This is a genomic window from Stenotrophomonas sp. LMG 10879, assembly GCF_002750935.1.
GTDB lineage: Bacteria > Pseudomonadota > Gammaproteobacteria > Xanthomonadales > Xanthomonadaceae > Stenotrophomonas > Stenotrophomonas lactitubi_B.
In genome coordinates, this window is record NZ_PEJT01000010.1 from 125,460 (window position 1) to 136,870 (window position 11,411).

Genomic DNA, 11,411 nt, shown 5'->3' on the forward strand with positions numbered 1-11,411 from the left:
TGCGGCCTTTTGTCCATACTTCTTTGCGCCCCGGCGCCGGCTCGGCCACAATAGTGGGCCCGCCGCGGTCCATGCCGGCGCCCCGCCGGGGCCCTGAGGAATTGCGTGCGGTCGTTCCTATTCCCACGGTGACGCATGAATTTCCACGAATACCAGTCAAAACAACTGCTTGCCGAGTACGGCATCCCGGTCCCGGCCGGCAAGGTCGCTGCGACCCCGGACGAAGCTGTTGCCGCTGCCAACTCCCTGGGCCAGGGCCCCTGGATGGTCAAGGCGCAGATCCACGCTGGCGGCCGCGGCAAGGCTGGCGGCGTCAAGTTCTGCAAGACCACCGACGACGTGAAGGCCGCTGCGGCCAAGATGCTCGGCACCAAGATGGCCACCTACCAGACCGCTGGCGTTGAACTGCCGGTCAACCTGGTGCTGGTGACCACCGCTGGCGAGATCGTCAAGGAACTGTACCTGTCGGTGCTGGTTGACCGTGGCACCAAGACCATCACCTACATCGCTTCTTCGGAAGGCGGCGTGGAGATCGAGCAGGTCGCCGCTGAAACCCCGGAGCTGATCCACTCGCTGAACGTCGACTTCGTCGAAGGCGTGCAGGGTTACCACGGTCGTGATTTCGGCTTCAAGCTGGGCCTGACCGCCAAGCAGGCCGGCCAGTTCGCCAACATCATGGTGAACCTGTACCGCCTGTTCAACGAAAAGGACCTGGCGCTGGTTGAAATCAACCCGCTGGCCATCCTGGACGACGGCAACCTGTACGCACTGGACGGCAAGTTCGACAGCGACGACAACGCCGCGTTCCGCCAGAAGGCCCTGGTCGCCATGCGCGACAAGACCCAGGAAGATCCGACCGAAGTGATCGCTTCGGAGCTGGACATCAACTACGTCACCATGGACGGCAACATCGGCTGCATGGTCAACGGCGCAGGCCTGGCCATGGCCACCATGGACGTCATCAAGCTCAACGGCGGCGAGCCGGCGAACTTCCTGGACGTGGGCGGCGGTGCCAACAAGCAGCGCGTCATCGAAGCGTTCAAGCTGATCCTGTCCTCGGACAAGGTCGAGGGCATCTTCGTCAACATCTTCGGCGGCATCGTCCGCTGCGACATGATTGCCGAAGGCATCATCGCCGCTGTGAAGGAAGTGGGCGTCAAGGTTCCGGTCGTGGTGCGCCTGGAAGGCACCAACGTGGAAGAAGGCAAGCAGCTGCTGCGTGACAGCGGCATGGCCATCATCCCGGCCGACAACATCAACGACGGTGCCAAGAAGGTCGTCGAAGCTGTCAAGAACGCCGCCTGATCCGACACCGAAGGAAATCCAATGTCAGTTTTGATCAATAAGAACACCAAGGTGATCGTGCAGGGCTTCACCGGCCAGCAGGGCACCTTCCACGCCACTCAGATGATCGAGTACGGCACCCAGGTTGTCGGCGGCGTGACCCCGGGCAAGGGTGGCACCACCCATATCGACCTGCCGGTCTTCAACACCGTGGCCGACGCCGTGCAGAGCACCGGCGCCAACGCTTCGGTCATCTACGTGCCGCCGCCGTACGCGGCTGACGCGATCCTGGAAGCCGCTGCTGCCGGCATCAAGGTCATCGTCTGCATCACCGAAGGCATCCCGGTGCTGGACATGCTGCGCGTCAAGAACGTGCTGACCCGCTCGCATCCGGACACCGTGCTGATCGGGCCGAACTGCCCGGGCGTCATCACCCCGGGTGAGTGCAAGATCGGCATCATGCCGGGCCACATCCACAAGCCGGGCAAGATCGGCATCGTGTCGCGTTCGGGCACCCTGACCTATGAAGCGGTCAAGCAGACCACCGAAGTCGGCCTGGGCCAGTCCACCTGCATCGGCATCGGTGGTGACCCGATCAACGGCCTGAACTTCGTCGACTGCCTGAAGCTGTTCAACGAAGACCCGCAGACCGAAGGCATCATCATGGTCGGCGAAATCGGCGGCGACGCTGAAGAAGCCGGTGCCGAGTACATCAAGAACCACGTGAAGAAGCCGGTCGTCGGTTTCATCGCCGGTGCGTCGGCTCCGGCCGGCAAGCGCATGGGCCACGCCGGTGCGATCGCATCGGGCGGCAAGGGCACTGCCGAAGGCAAGTTTGCTGCAATGGAAGCTGCTGGCGTCGTCACCGTGCGTTCGCCGGGCGACCTGGGCGCTGCCATCGCCAAGCTGGTCAAATAAGATCGACTGCCTCCGGCAGACGATTGAGTAGAGCCGAGCCCACGCTCGGCTGCCTGAAACAGAAAGGCCGCCTCCGGGCGGCCTTTCTGCGTCTGCAATGGGGTCAGATCCCTTTTGCCATGCAAAAGGGATCTGACCCCAGCGTTACAATGGCGGCATTGCAACCACAGGCTGGATTCCAATGGCTTCGATCCGCATCGCGATGGCGCAGTTCGACTTCCCGGTCGGCGACGTCGCCGGCAACACCGAGCGCATCATCGAGATGATCGGCCAGGCGCGCGACGAGTACGGCGCCGGGCTGGTGATGTTCCCCGAGCTGGCAGTCAGCGGCTATCCACCGGAGGACCTGCTGCTGCGCCCGGGCTTCCTGTACGAGTGCGAGCAGGCGATGACCCGCATTGCCGCGGCATGCCGTGGCATCACCGCCGTGGTCGGTTGGCCGCAGGCGGCCGGTGCGGTGGTCTACAACGCGGCCAGCGTGCTGCGCGATGGCCTGGTGGAGCAGACCTACCGCAAGCGCGAGCTGCCCAATTACGCGGTGTTCGACGAGCGTCGCTACTTCGATGTCGATCCCGACGGTGGCAGCTGCGTGTTCGAGGTCGATGGCATTCCGGTGGGACTGCTGATCTGCGAAGACCTGTGGTTCGCCGAGCCGCTGGCCGATACGGTGCGGGCCGGTGCACAGCTGGTGGTGGTGCCCAACGCTTCGCCCTACGAGCGCGGCAAGCATGCCCAGCGCGATGCGGTGCTGGCTGCACGCACCCGCGAAAGCGGCGCGGCCATCGCCTACCTCAACGTGGTGGGCGGCCAGGATGCGCTGGTGTTCGATGGTGCATCGGTGGTGGCCGACGGCGATGGCACGGTGCATCCGGCCGCGGCGGCCTTCGTCGACCAGTGGCTGGTGGTGCAGTACGACGGTGCGACGCGCCGCTTCATGCCGCACGTGTGGTTGGACGACGGCGACGAGAGCATGGATGCGCTGGCCTGGCGCGCGGTGACCCGCGGCATCCAGGACTACTGCAGCAAGAACGGCTTCAAGAAGGTGTGGCTGGGTCTGTCCGGCGGCATCGACTCGGCGATCGTGCTGGCGATGGCGGTCGATGCCCTGGGCGCGGAGAACGTCACCGCCGTGCGCCTGCCCTCGCGCTATACCGCCGGCATGTCCAACGACCTGGCCGCCGAGCAGTGCGAGGCGCTGGGCGTGAAGCTGGAAGCCGTTTCCATCGAGCCGGCATTCCAGGGCCTGATGCAGGCGCTGGCACCCATGTTCGAGGGCACCACGCCGGATGTGACCGAAGAGAACCTGCAGTCGCGCAGCCGTGGCGTGATCCTGATGGCGTTGGCCAACAAGTTCGGCGGCCTGCTGCTGACCACCGGCAACAAGAGCGAGTACGCGGTCGGCTACGCCACGATCTATGGCGACATGTGCGGCGGCTACGCACCGCTGAAGGATCTGTACAAGACCGAGGTGTTTGGCCTGTCCAAGTGGCGCAACACGGTGGGCGGCGCGCCGGTGATTCCGCCGGCAGTGATCAGCCGCCCGCCATCGGCCGAACTGCGCGAGAACCAGACCGACCAGGACTCGCTGCCGGCCTACGATGTGCTGGACGGCATCCTGTACCGCTACATCGACCAGGAGCAGTCGCGTACGGAGATTGTTGCCGCCGGCTACGACGCGGCGGTGGTGGATCGTGTGCTGCGCCTGGTGCGCATCAGCGAGTGGAAGCGCCACCAGGCTGCGCCCGGCCCGAAGGTCTCGCGTCGCGCGTTCGGGCGTGAGCGCCGGTACCCGATCAGCAACGGCTACAAGGGCTGAGGGCTGGTTGCGGGGCCCATCCAGAGTGGGTGCGGCCCCTGGTCCGCACCGTTCAGGATGAGGTGCATGCCCCATCCACGCTTGGCGTGGATCTGCCAGGCAAAAAAAGGCCCCTTGCGGGGCCTTTTTTCTTACTTCTTTTCCAGTCGCGCGTTGCGCTGGCCGGTGGCGGCGGACTTCTCGCCGGCAAACGGGTTCAGCTTGCGGATCATCCACGGGTACTTCGGCCACTTGCCTTCCAGCCACGGGTGGTCCGGCTGGTTCAGCTGCAGGACGCGGCGGGCGTCGTCGGCCAGGGTCTTGTTGCCCAGGTGGGTGTAGGAGTCAGCCAGTACCGCCACGGCATCGTTCTGGAACGCGCTCTGCGGGTAGGTTTCCAGCAGGTAGTTGGCGCGGCCGGCGGCCGAGACGTAGGCGCCACGGCGCATGTAGTACAGCGCGTTGTCGAGCTCGTGCTGGGCGAATACGTCACGCAGGACCAGCATGCGCTGGCGCGCGTCGGCGGCATAGCGGCTGTTGGGGTAGCGGTCGACCACGATGTTGAAGTCTGAATACGCCTGGTGCGGCGTGGACAGATCGCGGCGGCTCGCGTCCAGCGACCATACGCGACGCAGGAAAACCGTATTGCGGTTGGAGTTGGCCAGGCCGCGCAGGTAGTACAGGTACGCGATGTTGCGGTGGGTCGGGTAAGTACGGATGAAGCGGTCGATGCTGGACACCGCGTCATCGTGCTTGCCGGCCTTGTACTGGGCATAGGCCGATTCGATCATCGCCTGCTCGGTGTACGGGCCGTAGGGATACTGTGCCACCAGACGGCGGAAGCTGGCTTCAGCGCCGCTCCAGTTGCCGCCTTGCATCAGCTTGTGGCTCTTTTCGTAGAGCTGTTCGACCGGGGTGCCTTCATCAGGGCGATCGCCCTTGGTGCCGCGGTTGCAGCCGGTGGCGACGATGACCAGCACCAGCAGAAGGGCGGTCAGGCGGACGGGCGCGGAGAGCAGGACGGAGCGTCGGATCATGGGGTCAATGCGGGACGCGGCTGGAATACGAAGGGTCGATGATAGCCTAGTGTCCTGTCCAGCGACTGAAACCGGCTCGCCGGGACCCCAAAATTTCAAAGATACCCCCCTGCCATGTCTGAACAACCCTCCGAATCGGCCCGCCAGGCCATTGTCCCCGACACCTCCGCCGGCCGTCGTTTCGACGCAGTCGTGGCCGAGCTGTTCCCCGAATATTCCCGCTCCCGCCTGACCGAGTGGATCAAGGCCGGCGACGTCCTGCTGGACGGCGCGCAGGCGCGGCCGCGCGACGCCCTGCGCGGTGGCGAGGTGGTCACCCTGCAGGTGGTGCTGGAAACCCAGACCACCGCCGAGCCGGAAGACATCCCGCTGGACGTGCTGTTCGAGGACGAGCACCTGCTGGTGATCAACAAGCCGGTCGGCCTGGTCGTGCACCCCGGTGCTGGCAACCACAGCGGCACCCTGGTCAATGCGCTGCTGTACCGCGACCCGTCGGTGGCGGTGCTGCCGCGCGCGGGCATCGTGCATCGCCTGGACAAGGACACCAGCGGCGTGATGGTCGTGGCCCGCACCTTGGAAGCGCAGACTGCGCTGGTCGAGCAGCTGGCCGCCCGTGACGTGCACCGCCAGTACCTGGCCGTGGTGATGGGCGCGCTGGTGGCCGGTGGTACGGCGGATGCGCCGATCGACCGTCACCCGCGCGACCGCCTGAAGATGGGTGTGCGCGAGGATGGCAAGGAAGCGGTGACCCATTACCGCCTGCGCGAGCGCTTCCGCGCGCATACCGCGCTGGAATGCCGCCTGGAAACCGGGCGTACTCACCAGATCCGCGTGCATATGGCGCACCTGCGCCATCCGATCGTGGGCGATCAGCTGTACGGCGGCGCGCTGAAGCTGCCCAAGGGTGCCAGCGACGAGCTGGTGGCCGCGCTGCGCGGCTTCAAGCGCCAGGCCCTGCATGCAGAGACCCTGGAGTTCGTGCACCCGATCAGCGGTGAGCCGGTGCGCAACACCGCGCCGGCGCCGGCTGACATGCTGCACCTGATGAAAGTGCTGCGCGAAGACAGCGCAGCCTTCGCCGAACGCGAGCGGAACCGCTGGTAATGACGACCGCGCTGCCACTGCTGCAGGCCGATTGGCCGACGCCCCCGGGCGTGCATGCACTGACTACGCGCCGACGCGGCGCGGGGGTCTCGCCGGAGCCGTTCGCGCAGTTCAACCTGGGCAACCGGCATACGGCCGATGGTGACAGCCCGGCCAATGTCGAGCACAACCGGCAGTTGCTGCAGCAGGGGCTGGCGCTGCCGTCGGCGCCGCATTGGCTGCGCCAGGTGCACAGCAGCACCGTGCTGCGTTTCGCTGCGCCGCCGGTGGAGGGGGCCAGCGAACCGGTAGCCGATGCCGCGGTGACGTCGGTGCCTGGCGTGGTGCTGGCGATCCTCACCGCGGACTGCCTGCCGGTGGTGTTCGCCGCTGTCGATGGCAGCGAGGTGGGCGCCGCCCATGCCGGTTGGCGCGGCCTGGCCGACGGCATGCTGGAGGCCACCGTGGCCGCCATGCAGACGCCGCCGGCACAGCTGCGCGCGTGGCTGGGCCCGGCAGCGGGACCAGCCGATTACGAGATCGGCGAAGAGGTGTACCACGCCTTCGTCGGCCACGACGCGGCCGCTGCGGCGGCCTTCGTGGCAACCCGCCCCGGCCACTGGAAAGTGGACCTGTTCGCGCTGGCGCGACAGCGTCTGCAGGCGGCGGGCATGGAGCTGGGCAACATCCATGGCGGCACGGTCTCGACCATGGCCGATGCGGATCTGTACTCGCATCGCCGCGACCGCCGTACCGGACGGATGGCGACGCTGGTGTGGATGGACTGATGCGCGGGGATCGCGCTGCGGGTGTAGAGCCTGGCGGCGTGATCGTCTTCGACGGCGTCTGCGCGTTGTGCAGCCGCTGGGTGCGTTTCCTGCTGCGGTTCGACCGGCAGGAGCGCTTTCGCTTCGCGGCAATGCAGGGCGCGCAGGGTAGCGCGTTGTTGCGGGCGCACGGGCTGGACGCGCACGACCCGACCTCGTTCCTGCTGTTGGACGGGCAGGGCGCGTGGACCGATACCGATGCGATCCTGCGCGTTCTGGACGCACTGGGCGGTGGTTGGCGCCTGGCGGCCGTGCTGCGCGTGCTGCCACGGCGCTGGCGCGATGGTGCGTACCGCGTGCTGGCGCGCAACCGCTATCGCTGGTTCGGGCGCCATGACGCCTGTTTCCTGCCGACGCCGGCACAGGCCGCGCGCTTCCTCGATTGATCGCCTGTTGTTGTAGAGCCGAGCCATGCTCGGCTGGCTCTTGCGCAGAGTCGAGCGGAGCAATCGAGCATGGCTTGACTCTACAAAAGCCAGCCGAGCACGGCTCGGCTCTACAGGAGCGCTTGCCTCAGCCTTCCAGCGCCTCGAGGTAGCTGCGGCGCCAGTGGTTGATGTCGTAGGTGCGCAGGTGTTCCATCATCGCGTGCCAGCGTTCCTGGCGCTTGCGCAGGGACATCGTGGCGGCGGTGGCGATGGCATCGGCCACGCCGTCCAGGTCATGCGGGTTGACCAGCAGCGCCTGCTTCAGTTCATCGGCGGCGCCGGCCAGCAGGGACAGCACCAGCACGCCCGGATCTTCCGGGTCCTGCGAGGCCACGTATTCCTTGGCCACCAGGTTCATGCCATCGCGCAGCGGGGTGACCAGGCCGACAGCGGCGGCACGGTAGAAACCGGTCAGGGTGGCGTGGGTGAAGTTCTGGTTGACGTAGCGCAGCGGGGTCCAGTCGGGTTCGGCGTGGCCCCCATTGATGTGGCCGGCAATCTGCTCCAGCTGGCTGCGCAGTTGCCGGTACTCGGTGACATCGCCGCGCGAGACCGGGGCGATCTGCAGGTAGGTGAGCGAGCCGCGCTGGTCGGGATGGCGCTGCAGGTAGCGTTCGAAGCCGAGGAAACGCTCGGGCAGGCCTTTGGAGTAGTCCAGGCGATCCACGCCGATGGCGAGCTGGCGGTCGCGCAGGCTGCTGCGCAGGTTCTTCACTGCCGCCTTGCTGGCGGCGGTGCTGGCCTGGCGGGCGATCAGCTCGGTGTCGATGCCGATCGGGAACGCCGCGGCACGGAAGTGGCGTCCACCGGGCGCTTCGAGGTTGCCGTTGTCGAGCACCCGACCGCCGCCGAACAGGCGCAGGTAGGTCTGGAAGCGATCGGCATCGCGCTGGGTCTGGAAGCCGACCAGGTCGTAGGCATATAGCGCCGAGAACAGCCGCAGATGGTCGGGCATGGCCTGCAGCAGGTCGGCCGAGGGCATCGGGATGTGCAGGAAGAAGCCGATGCGGCAGCCGATGCCGCGCTCGCGCAGCATCGCGCCGAGCGGAATCAGGTGGTAATCGTGGATCCAGACGATGTCGTCTTCGCGCAGCAGCGGCGCCAGCTTGTCGGCGAACAGTGCGTTGACCCGGTGATAGGTCTCGCGGGTGCCGCGGTCGTAGTCGACCAGGTCCAGGCGGAAGTGCAGCAGGGGCCACAGCGTGCGATTGGCGAAGCCGTTGTAGTAGCCATCCACATCGCGCTTGGCCAGGTCCATGGTGACGTACTGGATGTCACCATCGCGCTGTTCGTGCAGCGTGCCACTGGCCTCGCGCACGCTCTTGCCACTCCAGCCGAACCACAGCCCACCGCGCTCCTTCAGTGCCGCCAGCAGGCCCACGGCGAGGCCGCCGGCACGGTTCTCGCCGGGGACGGCCACGCGGTTGGAAACAATGACAAGACGGCTCACGAGGCCTCCTGCCAGGAACGCGACAGGCGCATCGCCGCGGTGATCAGGCCGACATGCGAGTAGGTCTGCGGGAAGTTGCCCCAGGCCTCACCACCGTCGAAGGCGAGGTCCTCCGACAGCAGGCCCAGATGGTTGCGTTGCTGCAGCAGCGCTTCGAACATCTCGCGCGCTTCGTCCATGCGGCCGATCGCAGCGAGCGCATCGATGTACCAGAACGTGCAGATGGTGAAGCTGGTTTCCGGCTCGCCGAAATCATCCGGTGCGATGTAGCGGTACAGCGCGTTGCCGTGCTTGAGGTCGCGGCCGATGGCCTCGACAGTGGCGACGAAGCGTGCGTCGTTGGCATCGATGAAGCCGATGTCGGCCAGCAGCAGCAACGAGGCATCCAGGCGGTGGCCATCGAAGGTGTCGGTGAAGTGGCCGAGTTCTTCGCTCCAGGCTTTTTCCATGATGCGTGCGTGGATGGTGTCGGCACGTTCGCGCCAGTACTGCGCGCGGTCATCACGCTTCAGGCGCACGGCGATCTTGCACAGGCGATCGCACGCCGCCCAGCACATCGCGCTGGTGTAGGTATGCACTTCGGTGCGGCCGCGGAATTCCCACAGGCCGGCGTCGGGCACGTCGTGCAGGGCGAAGGCCTGTTCGCCCAGCGGTTCCAGCCGCGCGAAGGTATGGCTGTCACCGGGATCCTGCAGGCGGCGGTCGAAGAACAGCTGGGTGGAGGCCAGCACCACGCTGCCGTAGACATCGTGCTGGCGCTGCACCCAGGCCAGGTTGCCGCGCCGCACCGGGCCCATGCCGCGGTAGCCGGACAGGCTGGGTACTTCATCCTCGTCCAGCTTGGCTTCGAAGCCGATGCCGTACAGCGGCTGCAGGGTGCCGTCGGTGGTGGCGAGGTTGAAGATGTAGCCGAGGAACTGCTCCATCGTGCGGGTGGCGCCCAGGCGGTTCAACGCGCGCACCACGAAGGCGGCATCGCGCAGCCAGCAGTAACGGTAATCCCAGTTGCGCACGCTGCCGGGCGCCTCCGGAATCGAGGTGGTCATCGCCGCGATGATCGCGCCGCTGTCCTCGTACTGGCAGAGCTTGAGGGTGATCGCACTGCGGATCACCGCGTCCTGCCATTCCAGCGGAATGGACAGGTAGCGCACCCATTCGCGCCAGTAGTCGCGGGTACGCTGGAAGGCTTCCTGCACGTAGCCGCTGATGGAGCGGTTGAGCGATTCATCCACGCCCAGGATCAGGTGGATGGGGTGGTTGAGCACGAACGGCATGCCGTCACGCACGAAGCGCACCGGGACATCGGTGGTCAGCCGCAGCACATGCTCGGGCAGGATCCAGCGCACATGGTTGCTGCCCCAAGTGGACTCGGGCACGCGCGCGCCCCAGTCGGCCAGCGGGCGTGCACGGATCACGATGCGCGGGCTGCCGGACAACGGACGCACCTGGCGGATCAGGCTGACCGGCCGGTAGAAACGATCGTTCTGGCGCCAGCGCGGGGCGAAATCGAGGATTTCCAGCGCGCCGCCATGCGCATCGCGCAGCACGGTGCGCAGGATCGCGGTGTTGGTGAGGTATTCCTGTTCGCTGTCGGCGAAGTCCTCCAGCTCGATGGCGAAGTCGCCGCCGGTCTGCTGGTTGGGGCTGAGCAGGGCACAGAAGGTCGGGTCGCCGTCGAAGGTCGGCAGGCAACTCCAGACAACACGGGCGTGTTTGTCGACCAGGGCGCCGAAGCTGCCGTTGCCGACCACGCCCAGATCAAGATCGGGTTGGGTCATAACGCGGTACATCTCGGTTGCGGCCGTGGGGGCCGGGGTCAATACGCATTCTCACGCAGCCAGGCGTGCACGCTGCGTATGTCGGGCAGCGCGAACACCGCCGCGCTGGGTTCACGTTCACCGATCAACACGCTCCAGCCGTGCAGGCCGTTGGCCGCATCAAAGCCGAATTCATCGGTCAGGTCATCGCCGAGGAACACCGGCAGACGCCCACGGAACGGCAGGTACTGCATCAGCCGACGTACGGCCCGGCCCTTGTTGGTAGCCACCGGAACGAATTCAACGACATGGTCGCCCGGCTGCAGGCGGTAGCTGGCACGGCCGCGGATGTGGCGGTCGGCGAAGGCACGCACGTCGTTGGCTGCATGCGGTGCGCCACGCCAGTGCAGGGCCAGGCCTACACCTTTGTTCTCGACCAGTACGCCGGGGTGGCCATGGGCGAAACGCATGGCTTGTTGATGAAGGGCATGCAGCCAGTCGGCGGTGTCATCGCCATGCTCATCGCGTATCACATGCCCGTCCTGCGCACGCAGTTCGTGGCCATGCAGGCCCGCGGCGGGAAGCTTGAGTGGCGCGAACAACTGGTCCAGCTGTTCAAGCGGGCGACCACTGACCAGTGCGACGGCACCTTCCAGTCGATCACTGATGCGGCCGATGGCTTCACGCACATCGGGGAGAAGCTGCACGGCGTCGGGGCGTGCAGCGAATTCGATCAGGGTGCCATCCACATCGAGGAACAACGCGCAGGCGTCGTCCAGCAATGGAGGTGGCGGACGCAGGGGGAGCGGTTCAGCCATGGCGACCACCATGC

The 11,411-nt window shown here is 66.4% G+C and carries 10 protein-coding genes; 6 read left to right on the forward strand and 4 right to left on the reverse strand.

The annotated features are described in order from the left end of the window. Positions 1 to 135: 135 nt before the first annotated feature. The 3 genes from sucC to CR919_RS16215 all read left to right on the forward strand — a co-directional run bounded on the left by sucC (position 136) and on the right by CR919_RS16215 (position 4,018). Positions 136 to 1,305: an ADP-forming succinate--CoA ligase subunit beta gene (gene sucC / locus CR919_RS16205; RefSeq protein WP_025874298.1), complete on the forward strand. Its 1,170-nt coding sequence runs from the start codon at positions 136 to 138 to the stop codon at positions 1,303 to 1,305. Between the two features lie 21 nt (positions 1,306 to 1,326). Continuing rightward, positions 1,327 to 2,202, forward strand: coding sequence for a succinate--CoA ligase subunit alpha (gene sucD / locus CR919_RS16210; protein ID WP_017356169.1), 876 nt, complete (start codon positions 1,327 to 1,329; stop codon positions 2,200 to 2,202). A 181-nt stretch (positions 2,203 to 2,383) separates the two neighbouring features. After that, positions 2,384 to 4,018, forward strand: a complete 1,635-nt coding sequence (locus tag CR919_RS16215) for an NAD+ synthase (protein ID WP_099820876.1) — start codon at positions 2,384 to 2,386, stop codon at positions 4,016 to 4,018. 131 nt (positions 4,019 to 4,149) lie between these two features. Here CR919_RS16215 and CR919_RS16220 read toward each other — a convergent pair whose 3' ends face one another. After that, positions 4,150 to 5,034 (reverse strand): outer membrane protein assembly factor BamD, encoded by an 885-nt coding sequence (locus CR919_RS16220; RefSeq protein ID WP_099820877.1) that lies wholly within the window; start codon positions 5,032 to 5,034, stop codon positions 4,150 to 4,152. Positions 5,035 to 5,148: 114 nt separating this feature from the next. On the opposite strand from CR919_RS16220, the gene rluD reads away from it, so the two are divergent. The 3 genes from rluD to CR919_RS16235 are packed head-to-tail and all read left to right on the forward strand — an operon-like array spanning position 5,149 to position 7,330. Continuing rightward, complete coding sequence (gene rluD, locus CR919_RS16225; protein ID WP_099820878.1) at positions 5,149 to 6,138, forward strand: 23S rRNA pseudouridine(1911/1915/1917) synthase RluD; 990 nt, start codon at positions 5,149 to 5,151, stop codon at positions 6,136 to 6,138. Beyond that, the gene (pgeF, locus tag CR919_RS16230; protein ID WP_099820879.1) at positions 6,138 to 6,905 is read left to right on the forward strand and encodes a peptidoglycan editing factor PgeF; all 768 of its coding nucleotides are present in this window, start codon (positions 6,138 to 6,140) and stop codon (positions 6,903 to 6,905) included. Before rluD ends, pgeF begins: the two co-directional genes overlap by 1 nt. After that, a complete protein-coding gene (locus CR919_RS16235; protein ID WP_099820880.1) occupies positions 6,905 to 7,330 on the forward strand; it encodes a thiol-disulfide oxidoreductase DCC family protein in 426 nt (141 codons plus the stop codon). Before pgeF ends, CR919_RS16235 begins: the two co-directional genes overlap by 1 nt. Positions 7,331 to 7,457: 127 nt before the next feature. On the opposite strand, the gene otsA is transcribed toward CR919_RS16235, so the two are convergent. From otsA to otsB, 3 genes are read right to left on the reverse strand one after another with little or no spacing between them, the layout of a single operon-like run. Further along, entirely contained in the window at positions 7,458 to 8,822 is a 1,365-nt protein-coding gene (gene otsA, locus CR919_RS16240) for an alpha,alpha-trehalose-phosphate synthase (UDP-forming) (protein WP_099820881.1), read from the reverse strand. Further along, positions 8,819 to 10,600 carry a glycoside hydrolase family 15 protein gene (locus CR919_RS16245; protein ID WP_099820903.1) on the reverse strand — a complete coding sequence of 594 codons (1,782 nt, stop codon included), beginning with the start codon at positions 10,598 to 10,600 and terminating at the stop codon, positions 8,819 to 8,821. The genes otsA and CR919_RS16245 overlap by 4 nt, the downstream gene beginning before the upstream one ends. Before the next feature lie 38 nt (positions 10,601 to 10,638). Then, positions 10,639 to 11,397, reverse strand: coding sequence for a trehalose-phosphatase (otsB, locus tag CR919_RS16250; RefSeq protein ID WP_099820904.1), 759 nt, complete (start codon positions 11,395 to 11,397; stop codon positions 10,639 to 10,641). Positions 11,398 to 11,411 lie beyond the last annotated feature (14 nt).

Bases quoted from the DNA above. Each gene is read 5' to 3' on its own strand.
- sucD (WP_017356169.1), top strand. From the start codon at position 1,327: ATGTCAGTTTTGATCAATAAGAACACCAAGGTGATCGTGCAGGGCTTC.
- otsB (WP_099820904.1), bottom strand. From the start codon at position 11,397: ATGGCTGAACCGCTCCCCCTGCGTCCGCCACCTCCATTGCTGGACGAC.
- sucC (WP_025874298.1), top strand. From the start codon at position 136: ATGAATTTCCACGAATACCAGTCAAAACAACTGCTTGCCGAGTACGGC.
- pgeF (WP_099820879.1), top strand. From the start codon at position 6,138: ATGACGACCGCGCTGCCACTGCTGCAGGCCGATTGGCCGACGCCCCCG.
- CR919_RS16245 (WP_099820903.1), bottom strand. From the start codon at position 10,600: ATGACCCAACCCGATCTTGATCTGGGCGTGGTCGGCAACGGCAGCTTC.
- CR919_RS16215 (WP_099820876.1), top strand. From the start codon at position 2,384: ATGGCTTCGATCCGCATCGCGATGGCGCAGTTCGACTTCCCGGTCGGC.
- rluD (WP_099820878.1), top strand. From the start codon at position 5,149: ATGTCTGAACAACCCTCCGAATCGGCCCGCCAGGCCATTGTCCCCGAC.
- CR919_RS16220 (WP_099820877.1), bottom strand. From the start codon at position 5,034: ATGATCCGACGCTCCGTCCTGCTCTCCGCGCCCGTCCGCCTGACCGCC.
- CR919_RS16235 (WP_099820880.1), top strand. From the start codon at position 6,905: ATGCGCGGGGATCGCGCTGCGGGTGTAGAGCCTGGCGGCGTGATCGTC.